The following is a 21,092-nucleotide window of genomic DNA, read 5'->3' as shown; positions in this document are numbered from 1 at the left end:
CCATTTAAAACATTGGTAATATTCATTTATTTCCAATGTGAAATTATTGTAATGGATTGGAGAGCAGTTGAATATAGTTATTAAATCAAATAATATTGAGAAAGTTTTACTTATTATAGTAATAAAATTTTATAATGCGATTTATTACAAATAGATTAAGAAAAGAGTTTTAAATTTTTCTTAAGAATTTAGTGTAAAAATATAACATACTATTACATACAAGTGAGTTAATTACATATCATATTCAAAATAGAGAAAAGACACCCTTCAAGGTGTCTTTTCTCTATTTTGATTCCATATATTTTTTACGCCTTTGTTATTTTTAAACGATTTGTAGGAATTAATACAACTTGAACATCTAGCTTGTTATATGTTCAAATATATAATAAAAATTATATAAATTACGAATGGATTTCAGATAATTTTATCAATAAATGCAAAGATCACTTCTCCCCTACTGTTATAATAGCGATAACTTATTGCTTATTTTTTTATTGAATTTTAATATAATTACAGTATGTGAAATTATATTGCATTAACTTTAAAAGTGGAGCGAGAATAACCTTTACTTCACTTTTTTTTCATTTGCAATCCTTATTAAATTTGCTCAATTCAGTATTTATTTCCATATTCTTCGCTTTTATTTAATCGGTTTTTCTGATTTTAAAACTAATGAACTTAATGCAGGAACTTTAATTTTATTGTCATGGACAACATAAAGTGGTTTACTTCCCGCCTGCTTCCCGTCTACTAGTACTTTCCAAGGACCTTTCGATGGAAGTGTTATTTCAACCGCTTCTCTATTTGCATTGTGAGCCACCGTAAAGTATTCATTTTTATTCCCCTCTATTGTATAAGCTACAGTGTTTTTCGGGGCATCAATAAATGATACATGTGTTTTTATTTGCTCTACAGATGTCATTCGAAAAGCTGAGTACTTTTTGCGTAATTCTATTAAGCCCTTCATATAATCTACTTCATTATTAAACGATGCACGGCGCAACCAGTCCATCTGGTTAATTGAATCTGGAGATTTGTAACTGTTATGATCACCATATTTCGTACGCATAAACTCTTGTCCTGCATGTAAGAATGGAATGCCTTGTGATGTTAATAAAATCGAAGAAGATAATTTATGCATTTGTTTTCGCACTTCTTCACTGTCACCTGGATTAGTCAACTCAAGTTTATCCCATAATGTATGATTATCATGCGCTTCCACATAAGTTAGCACCTGCTCCGGGTCTTGATAAGTCGACGAATTTGTATCGTAGTCAATGCCTGCCATAATACCTTTTTTAATACGGTCTTCCATATTTTCCTTTCCATTTACAAATCCATTTTCTTTTTCCTCAAATACGCTACCTTTCAATCCATCACGTATATTATCGTTAAAATGTGCAATCCCTTTCATTTTCTCTGCATTTTTTTGATTTGCTTTCAAATCAGCTGCAAGAGGTGTATTTAAATCCCAGCCTTCTCCATGCAGTATAATAGAAGGATCAATTCGATTAACAGCTTTACGTATTTCATTCATCGTTTCATAATCATGAATACCCATTAAATCAAAACGGAATCCGTCTAAATTGTATTCTTTTGCCCAGTATGCTACAGAATCGACCATAAATTTCCTCATCATTTTTCGTTCTGAAGCAGTATCATTTCCTACACCGGTTCCATTTGCAAATGTTCCGTCTTCATTGTAACGATAATAATAACCTGGAACTAACTTATGAAAATTAGATTCAGCAGCATTATACATATGGTTATATACTACATCCATCACAACGCGAAGATTATTATCATGCAGTGTTTGAATCATTTGCTTTAATTCAGTTATTCGAACAGTTGGCTCATATGGATTTGTAGAATAGGATCCCTCTGGAACATTGAAATTTTTCGGATCATATCCCCAGTTATATTGTGGTTCGTTTAAGTTCTCTTCATTTACTGAAGCATAATCAAATATTGGTAAAAGCTGAACGTGTGTTACACCAAGATCTTTCATATGATCAAGTCCTGTTTTCACACCTTCAGGCCCTCTTGTTCCTTTTTCTGTTACACCTAAATATTTCCCTTTCTGTTTAATGCCACTTTCGGGCTGAATAGAAAGATCACGTACATGCAATTCGTAAATAATAGCATCTTCCGGATTTTTAAATTTTGGCTTTTTGTTTGCTTTCCATTTTTTCGGATTTGTTTCTTCCAAATCAACAACCGCACCTTTATCTCCATTTACAGAAGCAGCACGCACATACGGATCAACGGCCTCAGTCCATTTATCACCAATTTTCACCTTATACGTATAAAAGAGACCTTTTTGGTTCCCTTTAAGTTCTGCTGCCCAAGTTCCCTTTTCACCTTGTTGCATGTTTATTTCAGTACCTATTTTATCGCTCCATTTTTTATATGTAACTAACTTTGCTTCACTTGCAGTAGGAGCCCATACACGGAACCTCGTATGTTGCGGCGTATATATATTACCTAAATCGTTACCAGCATAATAAAATAAATTATCAAATTCCTCACTACGAATGACTTTACCGATTTCAGTATTCGTATCAGCTACGTTTTCAATTTTAACTTTGTATGTCTGTTTTAAATCAATTTTCTGCTCCGTAATTATTTTAACTTTATTAGTAACATTTCCATTGTTTATATCATAAGGACTAATATTCTTAATTTTAATGCCTTCAATTTCAATATTTCGTTCCTTAATATTAAACGGGACATTAGTCGTTACAGTAATTTCATTGAAACTATCAATAGTTGCTTTTTGAATTGATAGATCCGAAGAAGGCTTAGAGTTATATACTTTTTCATCACCCGAAAGAATCCATACTTCAGCACGACCGTCCTTTATATTTTCAATCCAACGATCGCCACCATCTTTTTCCCACTCATTTGTACGAATGATAAATCCTACACGATTATAGTCACCATCTATATTCATCTTAGCGTACTTTCCAAATTCATCTTCACCAGTAAATTCATATGATTTACCATTTGCGTTTTCTCCCCAAACCCAAAGGTTCCAGTCTTTTGTATTTCCAGACTGCTCTTTGTAATGAATGATAACTTCAGTTGTTTTCGAATTTGAAACTGCCTTTACACTTGGAAACGAGAAAACAGATGATAACATAACGATTATAGTAAGTAATAAAACTGATTTGTTAATTAATCTTTTTGTAATTTGCACCACATACACCCTTTCTTCAAATATTACTAGCGATTTATTATGCTTACACTGAATAACACTACTTAAATTAATCTAGAAATCTCTTTTAATTCACCTCCATATTGGCTATTTTCACGTATGTATTTCAATGACCTTTTAATACGAAAACGTTTGCATTAATAGTTAAAAAAATAGATTTGTGTATGCCCTCATATATTTGTAAATGCTAAAAGGTCAGGGAAATCATTTTAAAGCAATCGTTTGTTATCGCTTTCATTCTATAGCACTTACCACCAAGAGGTCAATATATTATTAATTTTCAGTTTTTAAATTTAATACTTATATATTTATCGCAACTTATTGAAGATAGACAGCTTTATTATCGCTTAGTAAGTTTATTTTCACTCATACATTGCTGCATAAAAAACAGCTACTATCTTTAAAATGACAGTAGCTGTTTTTCATAATGTAATAATATATGAATGATAACTATATTTCTAACTTACTTAATTTTTGCTGCATCAAATGCCTTTTGAACTGCTTGAACTTCAGCTGTATTTGCTCCATATTTATTCGTTGCCACTCGAATACATGCTGATCGTAATTCTTTGAAATTAGAAGTCATGTTTAACTCATCTGTATTTGCATAATAGAAGATATCAAACATTTTATCTTCACCAATCCCTTTAACAGTTACTCCGTTATGAGTTCCACCTTTTGCAATGAGATACGCAACTTTATTAATAATGCTTGAATTAAAATGAACCCCACCTTGATCCCATCCATTAAAATCATTAAATTCACTGTAATCATCTGGATAAGGTACTCCAAGTGAAGATGGAACAGAAGCCGGATTTTCCATATCACGGAAAACAGATCCAGTTTGTTCTCCCATCGTCCAGTTAAAGCTTCCATTATTTACGTATTTCTCAATAGATGTTCCCATAATATCAGATAGCGCCTCATTAATCGCACCAGATTCACCGTAATATTCAAGATTAGATTCGCTAGAAGTAACAGCATGTGTAAATTCATGTCCAGCTACGTCATATGCTTTAACAATAGGATCACCATATACAAGCATACTTCCATTATTAGCACTTAATGCATTCTGCCAATTCTTCGGATCATTCGTCTCTTCAGAATCCCAAGCGTGTACAACTGAAACTACCTTTTGTCCCTTATTATCAAAGCTATTACGCTTGTATTTATCTTTATAAAAATCAAATACTTTTGTTGCTAAGTAATGAGCACTTACCGCTTTTGGATCGTTAAATGTTGCCGAAGTACTAGTCGCTAATGTACCAGGATAATAGCTTTCTTCTTTAGTAATATCTCTGTAATTCACATCATATGTTTCAATTCCTTGCCCTCTTGTATAATCAGCAAGAGCATATTTGCCATTACTTTGTTTAGAGATACCAAATGAACGAGAAATACCTAAATCATCTTTTCCTGTTCCGGTTAATGATGTAAGACTGCTTTGTTTACTTTTCTTTAAAGCTCCAACTAGTTTGTCACTGGCCTTTAAGTTAGATTCTTGTACCATATTTTTTAACATATCACCATTTTGTGCATTTACTAAATAAGTACCAGAAACATAGTTTGGTGTTGCAGCTTCAAAGGTAACTTGGTATGCATTTTTAGCTTGTCCATTATTTTCATCAACAAAAATAACCTCTTTAACTTCTGGCTCAGTAATAAACTTGATATCGTTCCCGTACTTCGTATAAATAAATTGTCTTGCTTCATCTTTTGATAGATTAATAGGTTTTTTCAATTCTTCTTGTTTTAAATTTTGCGCGCTATCACCTGAAACACTTTTAATAACACCATTATTATCTACATGTGCAGTTAATTGATGGCCATATACTTCTTTTCCTTCGTATGTTTGCTGCATACGTACAAGTGTAGTTCCATCATACGAACCACGTTTTTGAAGGACTTTATAATCTACTCCTGCTTCTCCATTGACTTGTTTTTGGGATAGAGCTTGCTCTGTTTTCTCCTTAAGTGCATCCTTTACTACATTTTCTGGTGCCTTTTGTGACGGTTGTGTAAGTTCACCCGAACGGAACGATTCCTCCTGAATTTGAACTTGTAGCTGATCTGTTTCCTCTGCATGACCTACCCCATATGGTGCCACAGCTGTTAAAGCTAATCCTGTTGTTAATGCTACCTTAGTTAATGTCTTTTTGTTTTTCATTATTTCACCTCGTATAATTTTTGAAATAGAAAGCTTGTACAAAGTATACTGTCTATTACTGTCGGAAAAAAGAGAAAATACACAATTTATGTAACATTATGCAAAATTACATAAATTGTGGTCAATATTATAAATAATGAACGGAACACATATGTACATTAATTTGAATAAAAAAAGAGTCCTTTTAGGCGCTCATCCAATTGGTTAATTATTAATTATCTATATTCATTCTAATAAAAGTACACTTACATCTAAATAACAACATAAAAACCCACTCTTTACTATTTTAAGAGTGGGTTTAATGTTATTAAAATAACAATTACTATAAGAAACCTTATAATTTATATTTTTTTAGTAATCCTACTAAGTTTTTTGTAAAATTCACCTTTCGTTTTTATATGCTTAAACTGATTTGGATTAATATTTGCTTTTTGTGAGAGTGCTACAATCTCTTCTTTTGTAATTGAATCTTTAGTATTTATAGATGCTATATTTGTATATTTCCCATCTTCAGTTTTTGGAATTTCTAAAATCCCTTTATTTACAAGATCCACTACAGCCTTATGCTCTGAAGAATGTGTATTCACGCCAGTAATTTTCCAATTTTGCATAACTTTTGGTGTGTAAACACCGTTCTTTACCTCTTTTAAATATGTAATAGCAAGGTTACGAATGGTTCCACCAGTTTCCCCGAATGCATTCTCTTGTTTAGATGACCAAATTTGTTCAAACTTACGCCCCTCTAAAGCTCCCCCTTTTGCCTGAAGAGCCTCCATTCTATATGCATTCATTCCTAGCGTCATAACATCGTTCGGTTTGATTGGTTTATTTGTACGAATAGAACGTAAATTTGTAATTCTACTTCCATATGGTTTTGTTAAGTCAATTTCATATTTTACGCCTCCAAAGAAATCATTCGTACTGTATTTAGAAGCACGACGGGTTTTATCAAAGCTAACTGTTACATCTCCGGCACGAGATGAGTTAAAGTACCCTGCCGCCCATTCCATATAGTCTTTTAAGTCTTTCCCAGTTACCTTATATACCGTAATTTCACCCAAAGCATATTGATAATTATATGCAATATCTTTTTTCTTAATAGGACCTACATCCAAACGAGCATTATCGTTATCAATTTGATGGGCTACTACATCTGCTTTGCTGTAGTAGAGCATGACTTCATGAAAGAAATCCGATAAAGGTGTTTCTTGAATCTGAACACTTGGAATACCCTTTATTTTATTTTCAGGAACAAGATTTCTACCCTTTAATTGAGCGACTACAACATTTGCATCTCCTCTCGCATACTCATGAAAAGGTGTTAGTGTTTCCTCAAGTGTAGGATCAGATAATATCATTGTTCCATCAGCATTTTTTACAGGTATAGCGGTAGCAGTTTTATCTTTTAAAACCAACTTTCCATCTTGCTTTGTAAAAGTAAGGTCAATACGTGAAATATGTGTTCCATATTTATCTGGTTCTGTAATAATTACGCCATTTACAACTTCTTTTTTTACAAGTTTATGCATATGAGCCGCAAAAATAGCACTTAGTTCCGGACAAGCATTTGCAATATCTTGAACACCAGTACCAGGGATACCATTCTCATTTTCTAGTCCCATATGCATAACTCCTACCATTACATCTACTTTACCTTCTAATTCTTTAATTGCCTTTTTTGTCTCTTCTACCGGATTTTTCACCACTAGACCATCTAAATGATCGGTTCCTTTTTCAAAGTCACTAATCATTGGGGTATTCATACCAATAATCCCGACTTTAATTCCACCTTTTTCTACAATTGTATATGCAGGAAGAAAGCGCTCTCCATTTTCCTTATAAATATTACCTGCTAACGTTTTTCCTTTATATTGCTCACTAACTTTTTTCAATGTATCTAATCCAAAGTTGAATTCATGATTTCCAAATGCCCAGGCGTCATATCCCATTATATTCATCGCTACCATCATTGGCGATTGTGGCTTATCGTTGAATAATTCTACTGAGTTTCCTTGAATTGTATCCCCGGCATCTACTAATATGGTATTTGGATTTTCTTGACGGACCTTCTTTATAACCGTATAAAGCTGCGTCAAACTTCCACTCATATTTGCTCCATCAAGTGCATAATCCCAAGGCATAAATCTACCATGAATATCTGCAGTACCTAACAATGTAATATTAACTTCAGATTCCTCAGCCATAGAGATATTTGGTTTGGCTGTTACTGCTGTTACAAGAAGCATAAGAATAATAAAATAGCATACATAGTTCTTCCATTTCATTTTTTGCATAATAACAATATTTCTCCCCTTTTTGTACTTTCATAAAGTTGCTTGAACTTTAAAAATGTAACTTATTATTCGGAAAAATTCAACTACAAAAGATAATTTTGGAGGTGGTTCTGCTGTGAAAATATAGAGAATAAAATGCATATCCCCCCTAGCAGAATAGTATTTACTTCTTCCTCTAACGTGTGAAGAGCGCTAAACCAACGGTAGATGTATATGTACTGTCAAAATTATGGACATATAACTCATTTCCGGAAATCATTATAACTTAAAGATATAGTGTGTAATGCTGATTACATTTTCGGATTTCATTGCTAATTTATTTCCTTCTAAATGAAAATGCTGAGATCACTTCCAAAAATAATAACCCCGTTCTTCATTTAAGACGGGGTTACACTTATACAGTAATTCGGATTCAGTTTTTTTTGAATGTTCGTTTCCTATTCAAGAATAAAATCTGCTAGTTTCGTATTTTCTTCTGCTTATTGGCTGCTTTCAACTAAATTCATCATAATTTTAATCAAGACTTGTATTTTATCACTCGAACCCTTGATGCTATCCTAAATCGCTCAATAAATAGATAATAATTTTTACTTTTCAACTTCACAAAGCAATTTGACCTCTTTGATTTGTTCTATATGACGCTGTTCATGCAAATAGATTAATTCTATCCACTGATCAAGAAGTAATTCTCCAAGAGCTGGATGCATCACTGATTTTTTTGCCAATTTAGATTCATCTTCTATTGTACTGAGAAAACGCATCAATTCTTTTCTAGAGTCGTTTAACAAATCAATCATTTGCAGCACTTCAAATGGTTCTATACTTGGTTCAATCATTTCTGGTGCTATAAATTTTATCGATCTATCTAATACAATAGTATGAATTTCTTTACGCTCATTTTGGAAACTATCCATCTTTTTTAATCCTGACGAAATAACCGTTATAACTCTATCATCTAATAAAACTAAGTGATGACAAACTTGTGCTATACTCCATTTATCCTTATCTGGTTTTCTATTAAATTGAGCATCACTTAACAAAGTAATTTCCTCAAATAATTGATTTCTCGTTTCATAAAACTTGTCCTTTACAAATATATTCATGTGAATTCTCCTTTCATTAGAACCTATATACTTAGATTCCTGCGTTAGAAATATTCTCTATAGAAGAAAGATTTTCCTTCACTACTATTTCAATCGAATCTTTTCTTGCTTTAATAGTTTCTCTAATTCACGACTAAAGATATGAGTTTTCTCAACATCCTTGAAGATTTCCTTATGGTTATCATGTGCTACAGCTACACCATAATACTTTCCACGGAATCCTTTCAATACAACTACATAAAACGTTCCTAATTATCAATCTAGCATTAAATAAATGTAAAAAATGCCCCTATTCATTCATTTTTCATGCGTATGTATGTACATTTGTTAATTTATTCGATATATTATGTATATTGAATGATTACGAAAAGCTTATTGGTCGCTAAAAAACACCTTATATTTTTATATCCGAGAAAACTACAAAATGTATAAAATTCCATTTGTCAAATGAATTTAATGCGGAAGGAGGTTTGTGGTTACTTCATCGGGATATAATAATCAGTTTTGAACTGATAAAAATATAGGAGGCGACATAATGTTTCGTACGATTTCAAATTTCATGAGAGTAGCTGAGATAAGAAACAAAATTCTTTTTACGCTAGCGATGCTAATCGTTTTTCGAATTGGCACGTTTATTCCAGTTCCTCATACTAACGCAGAGGTATTAAAAGTACAAGATCAAGCTAACGTTTTAGGTATGCTAAACGTATTTGGCGGAGGAGCACTGCAACACTTCTCAATCTTTGCTGTAGGTATTACACCTTATATTACAGCTTCCATCATAGTACAATTACTACAAATGGACGTTATACCTAAATTTTCGGAATGGGCAAAGCAAGGAGAAATGGGCCGTAAGAAATCAGCTCAATTCACTCGATACTTTACAATCATTCTCGCATTCATACAAGCCATTGGGATGTCTTATGGTTTTAATAATATAGCAGGTGGACAATTAATAACAGATCAAAGCTGGACTACATACTTATTTATTGCGACAGTTTTAACTGCAGGTACTGCATTTTTACTTTGGTTAGGTGAACAAATTACCGCTAACGGAGTTGGTAATGGTATTTCGATGATTATCTTCGCAGGACTTGTAGCGGCAATTCCAAATGTTGCGAACCAAATTTATTTGCAACAATTCCAAAATGCAGGCGATCAATTATTCATGCACATCATAAAGATGGTCTTAATTGGTCTTGTTATTTTAGCGATAGTTGTTGGCGTTATTTACATACAACAAGCTGTGCGTAAAATACCGATTCAATATGCAAAAGCTGTTTCAGGAAACAATCAATATCAAGGAGCAAAAAACACTCATTTACCGCTTAAAGTAAATAGTGCTGGTGTAATTCCAGTAATCTTTGCTTCCGCATTTTTAATGACGCCGCGTACAATTGCGCAGCTCTTCCCTGATTCAGGCGTCTCAAAATGGATAGTTGCAAATCTTGATTTTGCACATCCAATTGGAATGACACTTTATGTCGGCCTTATCGTTGCTTTCACATATTTCTATGCATTTATTCAAGTAAATCCTGAACAAATGGCTGAGAATTTGAAAAAGCAAAATGGATATGTACCTGGTATTCGCCCTGGTAAATCAACAGAACAATATGTAACGAAAATTTTATATCGATTAACATTTATCGGTGCAATTTTCTTAGGGGCAATTTCGATCTTACCGCTCGTATTCACGAAAATTGCTACGTTACCACCTTCTGCACAAATTGGTGGTACAAGCTTACTTATCATCGTCGGTGTAGCCCTTGAAACGATGAAGACTTTAGAAAGTCAGCTTGTGAAACGTCATTATAAAGGGTTTATAAAAAAAGTAAATTAAGTAAAAAAACACAGTTGGTTATTTTTCCAACTGTGTTTTTAATTCTACTACCTTCAATTTCCCCACCAATATGTCAACCACTTTCTCCAAGTTCACTATTTTTTCTTCTAAAGCTTGAATTCGTTTATCACTATCGCCTACATCATTGTTTTTAAAATTATTAGTAGAGCCTTTGAACTGCTCCCCTATTTCAGGAATTATATTATCAATAGTAGATTTTGATTTTTCACCATTATCGGTTGCATATGTATTTGCTTTCAATTCAAATTGCAGTTCATATGTATTTCCAGTTAACTCTTTAGCTATTTCTGAAATTAAATTTTTATAAGAATGCTCAACCCATCCCTTTTGGAATTCATTTTCAAAATAAATGATCAATGAATTTTCATTTATTCTGGCTGTCGTTTCTTTAACCCATGTTTCATATGAAGGTCTTGAAATTATTAATTGCATTTTACCTTTTATTTCATTCCAAATTGTATTGGTCTCTTCTTGTATGGAAGTAAGTGGATTATTTCGCACGTGATGAATCTGCGCTATAGAAGTAGTATTTGATTTTATTTCAAACCAAATTTGATATTCTTCATTAGTAATTTTCTGTACGGTACTTGAAATTATATTTTTATACTCACCTTCAAGCAAATCACGATGAAACGCATCCTTACAAAAGATTATTAATGTATTATCTTCTATAGTAGCATTTGTATTTCTAACCCAGGTTATAAATGTTTTCTCTGCTAATTTTGGCCTTAACGCTTTCTTTACTTCATCCCAGCTATTTAGCCTTTTTTTTGGAACATCTTTCAACTTTGATGGTTCGTCATTACATAGATCAAACTGAATTTCAAACGTCGTATTAAACATTTCTCTTAATGTATGAAATACTAATTCTTTGTAGTGAGATTCTAATCAGTCACGAGCAAATTCATTTGGACAGTCAACTCCCCCCACTGAGATGAAACATTTCCGTGGGGGCTTGAGTTAGAACGTTAGGTCTTTTCGTCTATCGCTAGACAGTTGACGCTCTAGCATTCATGCCACCTTACGGTAACACCCCAAGTATGTTTTTGGTTGGTACTGGCAACGAACGATTGTTTTCCCACTTGCACCACCCTTTCGAAAAAGAGCAATTCTTCCTTATGGAAGAAGCCACCACTCAGATGAATCCGGTGTGTGCTACAAGCCCCGACAAGTCGAGTACACATGGATGGTTGACGCACCCACTAAGCTATGCGCGAAACAACAGCCTTACGTTTTTGCACTTCTAATAGAATCGGCGTTTTCACTTTGAGATTGTCATCCAATTCTACAACTCTTGATTTTTGCAATGTATTCAATGCACCATTAATATCAGCATGGATACATGTTCCTGCTTTACTTTGGTACAGACCACGAGTGATTCGTTTGCCACTAAAGCGATACGTCCTATCTTCCTTAGACCAAACTGGAACCGGATCTTTGTCTAGGAAACTGGCTTTTGAAGTATAGCTTTCTTCTTGTTTCAAAAATCGGACGCCTTCTTTTACACATTTATTCTCAATTGCTGCTATCAGTTTATGAAACGGAATTTGAACAAATGTTTGATTATTCTTTTTCCCCATATCAGATTTTTGTTTCCAACCAGCGTTATACCCTACGACAACCGTGTCTATGCCAAATGCTTTCACTTTTTTAAACAACAGGCCTACCGTTTGTGAAATGTAACCATTTATTTGTCTTTCGCGTTTATGCCAAAGTGCAGCCATTTGATTCGTTACAACTCGTTTCGAAAGTCCATTTCCCATATTTTTCAGTTGGAGATTACGTATCATTTTATTGAAGTACTGGTTAATAGATTTCAATTTTTTTCCATCGATTAAGAAGGTATCACCTGTATTTGTCACGCAACTTACTAATCTATCTACACCTAAATCGCAACTCAAAGCGTTACTTGTGGTCGTAGATTGTTTCTTCATTTGAGAAACGTGCACTTCATATGTGTAATGCACCTCAAAGAACCGACCTTCTTGCTTCGGTACAATCTCAATGTAGGAGATTTTTTTATTTCTTAAGTTTTTAGGCATACGTATTTTAATGGAACCGAATTTTTTCCTGAATGCCACATTCATCGGAATCATCCAATATCCGTTATCATCCAATTTTGGAACTTGATAGATTTCAATGATTCGTTTGTCAGTTGGACGAGAATAATTCGGAAATTTAGGACGCCCTGTGAACTTCTCAGGATTTTTCTTCCACTGTTCCAACGCTTTAAAAAAGCTATTCACTTCTGCATATAAGGCTCTACGAATCGCCTGAACAGAGTTTGATTGAATGCCCCAGTAATTCGTATCGGCTTGCATGGCAGTGTCCACTTCTTTTACAGTAGCCATTTTATTATGGATCAAATAACTTTGTTTAATGGTATACAATCCAACATTTCGCAATGCTTTTGAACTATGTGACATACGCTGAAGTAAGCGAAATTCTTTAGCTGTGAGGCAAGCTCGTCCGATATTTTGTTTCTGCGTAAATCGTTGCATGGTTTCTTTTTTCTTTTGTTTACGTAATACTTTCACGGCTTTCTTTCTAGCCATTGTTTTCACCACCTTTCTTAGAGCGTTCATTAAAATTATTCATTACTTTTGACAAAGCAATATTTGGAACAAAATATGAACATGTTCTTCATCGTAATTCCTTTTGGCTCAAGTAATAAAATGATTATTACTATCCAATTTCGTTGTCTTACGATATATTCCTTCCTTATCTACGGCAGATTATATCGTAAGACAAAAAACAAATATTCGCTCTCAAAAAATTTTTATATACGAGACAAAAGAGTTCAGTCTTCCTTCTTTTGGAAATTCATCGCCACCTGATTTGTTGAGTTTCACCCGTAACACAAATCAGGTGCGTCTTCTTGCCGAAAGGGATAAAATTAAAGTAGCCCTATTTTATACAGAGCTGCTTCTTTATACAACTACATTTCCTTCTCAAATAATTTCCCTTGTTTGAAATAGCTCCGGAGTGTGGATCGATTAGCTAAAAATACACCAACCAAAATAAAACAAGCACCTATTCCCATTGTAGGGTTTAAAGGTTCTCCTAATATGATATATCCTACTATAATAGCAATTAATGGTGATACATATAACCACGTGGATGGGAATACAGGATTTGTTTTTGATAAGAGCCAATAATATAATCCGTGCCCACCAATTGATCCGATAAAGATAAGATATAAAATAGGCCACTGTACACTCCATGAAGCTAATACAGATATATTCGGTTGTTCTACTATGACGGATACGATTAGTAATAATACCCCTCCGTAAAACATTTGAATACCATTTATGAGAAATGGTGATACACTTTGTAAATCCGAAAGTATTTCTTTTGAGCGAATAGAGCCTATTCCGTAAAATAACTCTCCTATTATTAAAACAAAACAAGCGATACTCCATATGAAACTTAATTCTTGGTGCATTCCTGGTAAAGAAACAAAAACAACACCTATTAGTGCAATAATTAAAGCTAGCAATTGCTCCTTTTGTAATTTTGTCTTATTTCTCTTTGCCTGTAATAACAAAATCATCATCGGTCCCGTTGCAGAAAGCACAGCAGCTAACCCTGAAGAAATATATTTTTCCGCCCAGTACAATGTTGCGAATGTCATAAACGTTAAACAAAATCCAGCATATATAATACGTTTTGAAAATACATATGGCATAATTTCTTTTCGCTTTAACTTAAATATAATCATCAGAATTACGCCCGCTAAAAAGAAACGAATTCCTGCTGAAAATAAAGGGGGTGCTCCTGCTTCAATTCCAATTTTTATCGTTAAAAATGTTGTTCCGAAAATAATACATACTAAAATATAATTGAATATGACCATTTTGCTTCCTCCTTTTTACTCTTACCATGAGTATAGAAGGTATCGTGTATAACAGTGTATCTATGTATATAACAGTTACCTAAAATCATAGTTGATTCTATATATATTTTTCGCTTTAATAAAATAAAAACGAAAAAGGTGAAGCCATGAAGATTGTCCTTCGTAAAGAATCCAACATACCGTATTACAAGCAAATATATATGCAAATCGTTGAAAGAGTACAAAGTGGCATGCTCTCGCATGGTGACTCACTTCCATCTTTACGCTCTATGGCCGAAGATTTGCAGATTAGCCTATTAACTGTTCGTAAGGCATATAAGCAATTAGAAAAGAAAGAATATATACGCATCCAGCAAGGTAAAGGTGCTTATATACATAAACATGTAAAGAAAGATTTCAAACCAATTCCGTATAAATGGCAACAAACAAAAACGATTAATGTTATGCGATCTCAATATGCAATAAATCGGCACCGGAAATATTACGATTTTTCACAAGCGGTTTTATATCCTCGCTTATTACCAAATCCATTCTTGGCAGATGAAATGCATAAAATACTTAATAAAGACCAGATGATCCTAGCAACGTATGGGCCAATTCAAGGTGATTATGAACTGCGAGTTGAAATAGCAAATTACTTACATGAACACCAGAATTTAGTGACCGATCCATCTCAATTATTAATTACAAGCGGCGCACAACAAGGAATTGATTTAATTGCTCAAACATTATTAAAACCTGGTGATATTATATTAGTGGAAAGTCCTTGTTACAGTGCTGCACTTGATATTTTCATCAATAAAGGTGCTAAAATTATACCAGTTTCTCTTGATAATCATGGAGTTCGCTCCGACTTAATCGATGATATTTGTCAAAGTAAAAATCCCGTATTATTGTATACGAATCCAACTTTTCAGAACCCAACAGGTACAGTAATGAGTAAAGCACGGAGAATAGAACTTTTAGAACTAGCAGAGTTATATGAGTTTTTTATAATTGAAGATGATTCTTTCGGAGAAATATATTTTGAGGGTGCTACTATTCCCTCTCCTATCAAAAATTTTGATACGAACGGCCACGTAATATATATAAAAGGATTTAGTAAAACGTTAGCACCAGGATTGCGTATCGCATCTATTATTGCCGATGGGCCTATTTTTGAATGGTTATATGCTGTAAAAGGTTCAATGGATATCGGTAGTCCTTTATTAACGCAAAAAGCACTCCTTCCTTTTTTACGTGCAGAACGTATGAAAAACCATTTAGAAAAATTACGTACTGCTTTACAAATTAGACGTGATATAACGATTGATATGTTATCACCACTTAAAGAATTACGATTTGAAATACCAAATGGTGGCTTTAATTTATGGATTACACTTCCGGATTCGATAGATCCCTTTACCTTATTACAAAAAGCAAATGAAGTAGATGTCTCTTTTTTACCAGGAACAGCTTGTCTATTAAATACCGATATAAATAATAACAAATTACGGATTAGCTATTCAATGTTAAATGAAAAAGATATGTTGATTGGTTTAGAGAAATTACATGATACAATACGAAACTTTATATTATAGAGATAATATTACATGTCCAATAAGAAATACTATCCAAAATGAAAATGTGACTTTTGGGATAGTATTTCTTTCTGAGTTTTTTGTGGTTCAACTTCACTTTCTCTACAAGCCACTATCTTCATTATCCTCTGACTTTCATTACAATTTTACCTCTAACATGTTGACCTTCACTCAAAATATGAGCTTCTCTAACCCCCTCTTCATTAAAAGGCACAACTTTACTTATAATTGGTTTTATTTTTCCGTGTACAATTAATTTTGATAATGCTTCTAATTGCTTTCCATTTGGTTTTAGCCATAAAAATCCTGATTTTATCCCTTTTACTTTTTGAATTGGCTCATGAACAATCGAAACTAACACACCACCAGATTTTATAATTTGAAAGCTTTTTCCTTGTACTTTGCCACCTATTGTATCTAATACAATATCGAAATCTGATAGTAATTCTTCAAATTTATCTTTTTTATAATCAATAACGAGATCTGCTCCTAAAGACTTTAAAAACTCTTCATTCTTACTACTTGCAGTTGTCGCAACAAAAGCCCCAAATGATTTTGCGATTTGGATTGCCAAACTTCCAACTCCACCAGCTCCAGCATGAATGAGTACTCGGTCATGTTCTTTTATTTTTGCGTAATCTACAAGACTTTGCCACGCTGTAAGTCCTGCAAGAGGAATAGAAGCTGCCTCTTCGAAACTTAGATTAGTAGGCATATAAGATACTAAATCCGATTTTACTGTAATGAATTCAGCATAAGATCCCTTCCCTATATTTTCAGGTTTCGTAAATACTTTATCTCCTACTTTGAAGCACTCTACCTCTTCCCCAACTTCTTCAATAACCCCAGCTACATCCAACCCTAAAATAATTGGAAATGAAAATCGCAACTGTTCTTGTAAATCTCCTTTTCTTATTTTCCAATCAACAGGATTAACAGATGTCGCGAGAATACGTATCAATACCTCGTCACCTTTAACAATTGGTTTTAAAACTTCTCTTTCTTTTAATTCTTCAACATTACCATAGTGATCTATAACAATTGCTTTCATTTCCATTCCTCCTTGCTATTTATTTTAATAACATACAAATATTTCTCAAAATTTTTTGCCTTGAATGGCTATATACTTATTTTTAGGGGTTATTGTACTATTAATTCCAAAACGAAACTTACATACACCTTAGAATCACTCAACATTGTATTTTTAATGAAATTCAAACGAAATGGGGAGAACACTATGACTGAAAAGATATTTAAAATAAACGGGATTGATATATGTACAGAAAGCTTTGGGAACCCTAAAAACCCAGCTATTTTATTAATTATGGGGGCTACGTGTTCAATGGTGTATTGGGATGAAGAATTTTGTGAACAGTTGGCTAACACAGGGAAATTTGTTATTCGTTTTGATAACCGTGATGTAGGGCGCTCTGTTGCATACGAGCCTGGTACTTCCAATTATACAGTTACAAATATGGCTGAAGATGCAATTGGGGTACTAGATGCTTATCAAATTGATAAAGCACATCTATTTGGTATGTCTTTAGGTGGTATGATAGCTCAAATTGCTGCTGTAAAATATCCTGAAAGAATATCGTCGTTAACATTACTAGCTACAAGTGTAATAGGCTCTGACGATAACACGCGCGATTTACCTCCGATGGACGAAAGAATTTTAACACATCACGCAAATGGCACGCATTTAGATTGGACAAATGAAAATGCTGTAGCAGAATATTTAGTTTCCGGATCTCGCCTATTATGTGGATCCAAACGAACATTTGATGAAAAAAGAGTCTATACTCAAGTAAAACAAGAAATAGAACGCGCAAACAATCTATTAAGTATGTTTAATCACGCTTTACTCCAAGGTGATGATGCTTATGAAGGTGTGCTTCACTCCATACAAGCACCTACATTAGTTATTCACGGAACAGACGATACAGCGCTCCCTTTTGAACATGGTCTCGCACTTATTAATGAAATTCCTAACTCAGTCCTACTAACCCTTGATGGCGCAGGACATGAAAAGCATCCTGATGACTGGGCAGACATCATTCATGCAGTTACTGAACATACATCTAAAATATAGATAAATAACGAATAGAAGGGGCACACCATAATTTGTGTCCCTTCTATTCGTTACATGTAAAAAAGCCCATCACTGTATCCGTATGTATAGTGATGGGCAATACTTATTTTTTTCTATGTTTAAAAAAACGGACAATCTAATTGATCAACAGATTCCCATGATTTTTTTTTTATATTATCGGTGGATTTATTAGCTTCTAGTGGCACATTTTTAAAGGGATTTACTTCGACCTTTAATAAAGATGATGGCTCCACGTATAATGAGAAAACATGGCTACTTGGTATAGCTTTTGACACATCAATATCTCCTACTTGTTTAAAGAGTTGCTGCGCTGCAAAGAAAAAGAAATTGGTTGGGTTTGATTGTTTATTCAGCCATGCAATCATTTCAGGTGATACTGATTTATGAATATTGATTTTTACTCGATCACCACGTTTATATCGCCTAGATCGCATACTTCCACCAACTAACTTATCGTTAAGTTTGTAAATCCTAACTCTTTTTGCTTATGCTCTCTATATTTTGGCGAACAAGTGTAGACTAATAATCCACGTGCATTTGTAAATAACGGATTATCTACAAAGATTACATTTGTTAGTCGTCCTTTTTGTTTTAAAATCATTTTTAAACTGTTTTTAATAATTACTGCGCCCCCGCCATAAATAAATACGTATGGATCGTCTTTCATGTCATCAATTTTGTTTATGATATCCGTTGCGACACGCGCTGCTAAACCTAATAATGCTGGTTGTGATTCTTCAACTAGTAACGCATTTCTTGGATGCTTTTCATGTAAATAAATTTGGTTAAACTCTGTAATACTATCAATCGTCTTTGTTGGATACTTCCGGTTCCATCTTGTAATAATTTGTAGTAACGTTTCTTTCACACCGTATGATAAGCCCTTACTTAATTGTGGTCTAAAGTTCACACCTAGTGAAACTACTTCTTCTGTCGTCCCTGCACCAATATCAAAAGACAATAAAGTTTTATCAACAAAATCAATTTCTGAAACTTGATTTTGTTCACATTCTATTTTATGTTTCACAACATTTCCTTCTTCATCATATACAATGCCCCACGTACCAGAAGCACCCTCAGGCAGGCATTTACAATATTCGATTGAAATATTAATTGTCACATCACGTCCGTTAGGATAATGGAACACAACCTTATGATTGCCCATATAACGTTTCGCATTTTCCGCAGCTATTTCTTGTGTAATAAGTTGCATAGGAAGAGCCACAGATAAATCATAACGAATATTAATATGACCAGAAGTTGGACTTTGACGCATAGCACTTACCGCTAAACCAGATAGAATTGTAATAACCATTAACTCATCAGTTGACTTATTTGATTTCTTCTCAACCTCAGTACCTTTTAATTGATCTTGAATGACTTTTTCCCCAACAATATAACGCACGTTATTTAACATTAGCGATGGAGAACTAATGGTCACGTCAATGTGATTTTCTAATTCAGATAATGAAACATCACTCTCATCTAACAATCCTGTAGGCTCTCCTATATATAAAGAATATATACTCGGAATAAAAATAGGGTCTTGCCCTTTCACCATTAACTTCAAACCGTTATTTCCTGCATCAGCACCAGCTTTTAATAGAATAGACATAACTACCCCCTAAATTAATCTGACATCCCTTCCAAATATATGCTAGCCCATTCTTTTACATTCAAATGTAATGTAATTTTTTATTAATCGTAAAAACAAAATATCATATTCTTGCACCATTTATGTAAAAAGTATTTGACATAAAACTTTCCCAATTTTATACTGTATTTGTAAAGAGTTTTTTACATTATAGGAGGTGTCATTTCTAAATTGAATCACAAGAAAGTTATTTTTATAATTATCGTATTATCACTAATCGGAGTTCTTATACATGGCACATATAAATATGTAACGGAAGGTTCGATTTTGGGAGGAACAATATTCGCTTTTTCGTTAATACTTGGTAATTTAATGAATCAAATTACTTGGGGAGATCCAAATGGAGTATCGGAAGAAAGCCAAGATGAAATGGGACAGCAAATTACATATAAAAGCTTTAAAATTGCTTATTTTGTACTTATATGTCTTATGTTTTTTATTTTACTATTGTCAGAAGGATTTGCATTCCTAGTACTCGATGAAATAAAGAATCTTCCTCTTTTTATCGCACTTTGTTCTTCATTCTTTATTTATCCTATCGTTGAGTTCGTTGTTGCTAAACAATATAAATAAAAAGATGAGGTTTTCTATAAACAGAAAATCTCATCTTTTTATATTTACATCCCCTCAACTATCGCTTTTAATTTATTCACAGTTCTCCAATTTCTTACTGTAGCTGGTGTATGTAGCTTCTGAAACTGATTCATTAATTTAAAATCTCGAATGCTGTTTTTGAATAACAAATACACAACTTTTTCATGTATATAACAATCTTCAGTTTCATTTGTTTGCATAAGCAGCTGATCCTTTTCTTTTTCAGAAAGTTCATTTGCTAAGAAGGCAACATGTATACTTTCCCCTTCAAGCAATGAATCGACTTCATAAGGACACCTTTTTATAATGTTTATAAATTCAGCATGCGTTCTTAACATGACCGGAACATCAAAACCAAAAACGTTTTTAATTTCAGATTGTATTCGTTCCTTTAGAAATGTTATATTTCCCTCAGATTTGAACACGATATTACCGCTTTGAATATATGTTTTTACTTGTTTTAACCCTATGGATTCAAACATTTCTTTTAAATCGGCCATTTTAATTACCTTATGCCCGCCTACATTGATTCCTCTTAGTAATGCAATATAAATTGTCATATCATTTCTCCTTGTTTAAATGTGTTTCAAAGTTGATGTAAAGTTATTTAATATAACAACCTATAAGAACCTTGCTACATTTTATTGTAGTAA

The 21,092-nt window shown here is 33.4% G+C and carries 14 protein-coding genes and 1 pseudogene; 4 read left to right on the top strand and 11 right to left on the bottom strand.

From position 1 onward, the window contains the following. Nucleotides 1–640 precede the first annotated feature (640 nt). The 4 genes from pulA to ACTFOB_RS01120 form a co-directional block, all read right to left on the bottom strand. Nucleotides 641–3,199 carry a type I pullulanase gene (gene pulA / locus ACTFOB_RS01135; protein ID WP_440024772.1) on the bottom strand — a complete coding sequence of 853 codons (2,559 nt, stop codon included), beginning with the start codon at nucleotides 3,197–3,199 and terminating at the stop codon, nucleotides 641–643. 481 nt (nucleotides 3,200–3,680) lie between these two features. Beyond that, complete coding sequence (locus ACTFOB_RS01130) at nucleotides 3,681–5,384, bottom strand: M4 family metallopeptidase (RefSeq protein ID WP_440024015.1); 1,704 nt, start codon at nucleotides 5,382–5,384, stop codon at nucleotides 3,681–3,683. Between the two features lie 341 nt (nucleotides 5,385–5,725). After that, complete coding sequence (locus ACTFOB_RS01125; protein ID WP_440024013.1) at nucleotides 5,726–7,678, bottom strand: bifunctional metallophosphatase/5'-nucleotidase; 1,953 nt, start codon at nucleotides 7,676–7,678, stop codon at nucleotides 5,726–5,728. 587 nt (nucleotides 7,679–8,265) lie between these two features. Next, on the bottom strand, nucleotides 8,266–8,781 hold the full coding sequence (locus ACTFOB_RS01120; protein WP_440024011.1) for a DinB family protein: 516 nt from the start codon (nucleotides 8,779–8,781) through the stop codon (nucleotides 8,266–8,268). Between the two features lie 535 nt (nucleotides 8,782–9,316). Here ACTFOB_RS01120 and secY point away from each other — a divergent pair. Further along, nucleotides 9,317–10,621: a preprotein translocase subunit SecY gene (secY, locus tag ACTFOB_RS01115; protein ID WP_440024009.1), complete on the top strand. Its 1,305-nt coding sequence runs from the start codon at nucleotides 9,317–9,319 to the stop codon at nucleotides 10,619–10,621. Nucleotides 10,622–10,639: 18 nt separating this feature from the next. On the opposite strand, the pseudogene ACTFOB_RS01110 reads toward secY, so the two are convergent. The 3 genes and pseudogenes from ACTFOB_RS01110 to ACTFOB_RS01100 all read right to left on the bottom strand — a co-directional run. Then, nucleotides 10,640–11,557 (bottom strand): annotated as a pseudogene (locus ACTFOB_RS01110) (DnaA N-terminal domain-containing protein); the annotation flags it as partial. Between the two features lie 287 nt (nucleotides 11,558–11,844). Further along, nucleotides 11,845–13,197: an RNA-guided endonuclease TnpB family protein gene (locus ACTFOB_RS01105; protein WP_440024007.1), complete on the bottom strand. Its 1,353-nt coding sequence runs from the start codon at nucleotides 13,195–13,197 to the stop codon at nucleotides 11,845–11,847. Nucleotides 13,198–13,580: 383 nt separating this feature from the next. Further along, nucleotides 13,581–14,498, bottom strand: coding sequence for a DMT family transporter (locus ACTFOB_RS01100; RefSeq protein WP_440024005.1), 918 nt, complete (start codon nucleotides 14,496–14,498; stop codon nucleotides 13,581–13,583). Nucleotides 14,499–14,644: 146 nt separating this feature from the next. Between ACTFOB_RS01100 and pdxR the strand changes: the two genes are divergently transcribed. Next, on the top strand, nucleotides 14,645–16,078 hold the full coding sequence (gene pdxR / locus ACTFOB_RS01095; protein WP_440024003.1) for a MocR-like pyridoxine biosynthesis transcription factor PdxR: 1,434 nt from the start codon (nucleotides 14,645–14,647) through the stop codon (nucleotides 16,076–16,078). Nucleotides 16,079–16,199: 121 nt separating this feature from the next. On the opposite strand, the gene ACTFOB_RS01090 is transcribed toward pdxR, so the two are convergent. Beyond that, nucleotides 16,200–17,129, bottom strand: coding sequence for an NADP-dependent oxidoreductase (locus tag ACTFOB_RS01090; protein WP_440024002.1), 930 nt, complete (start codon nucleotides 17,127–17,129; stop codon nucleotides 16,200–16,202). Nucleotides 17,130–17,315: 186 nt separating this feature from the next. Here ACTFOB_RS01090 and ACTFOB_RS01085 point away from each other — a divergent pair, with 186 nt between their 5' ends. Continuing rightward, nucleotides 17,316–18,170, top strand: a complete 855-nt coding sequence (locus ACTFOB_RS01085; protein ID WP_440024000.1) for an alpha/beta fold hydrolase — start codon at nucleotides 17,316–17,318, stop codon at nucleotides 18,168–18,170. 119 nt (nucleotides 18,171–18,289) lie between these two features. On the opposite strand, the gene ACTFOB_RS01080 is transcribed toward ACTFOB_RS01085, so the two are convergent. Continuing rightward, a complete protein-coding gene (locus tag ACTFOB_RS01080) occupies nucleotides 18,290–18,625 on the bottom strand; it encodes a hypothetical protein (protein WP_001257747.1) in 336 nt (111 codons plus the stop codon). Between the two features lie 11 nt (nucleotides 18,626–18,636). After that, complete coding sequence (locus ACTFOB_RS01075; RefSeq protein ID WP_000025616.1) at nucleotides 18,637–19,806, bottom strand: ParM/StbA family protein; 1,170 nt, start codon at nucleotides 19,804–19,806, stop codon at nucleotides 18,637–18,639. Nucleotides 19,807–20,016: 210 nt separating this feature from the next. Between ACTFOB_RS01075 and ACTFOB_RS01070 the strand changes: the two genes are divergently transcribed. Beyond that, the gene (locus ACTFOB_RS01070) at nucleotides 20,017–20,418 is read left to right on the top strand and encodes a hypothetical protein (protein WP_440023998.1); all 402 of its coding nucleotides are present in this window, start codon (nucleotides 20,017–20,019) and stop codon (nucleotides 20,416–20,418) included. A gap of 44 nt (nucleotides 20,419–20,462) precedes the next feature. On the opposite strand, the gene ACTFOB_RS01065 is transcribed toward ACTFOB_RS01070, so the two are convergent. Next, nucleotides 20,463–20,999: a DUF1697 domain-containing protein gene (locus tag ACTFOB_RS01065; RefSeq protein ID WP_440023997.1), complete on the bottom strand. Its 537-nt coding sequence runs from the start codon at nucleotides 20,997–20,999 to the stop codon at nucleotides 20,463–20,465. Nucleotides 21,000–21,092: the final 93 nt, after the last annotated feature.

Origin of the sequence: Bacillus cereus group sp. MYBK79-1, assembly GCF_051915365.1 — a bacterium.
Classification (GTDB): Bacteria; Bacillota; Bacilli; order Bacillales; family Bacillaceae_G; genus Bacillus_A.
The sequence above is the reverse complement of the archived record's forward strand: the minus strand, read 5'-3'. Positions and strand labels throughout refer to the sequence as shown.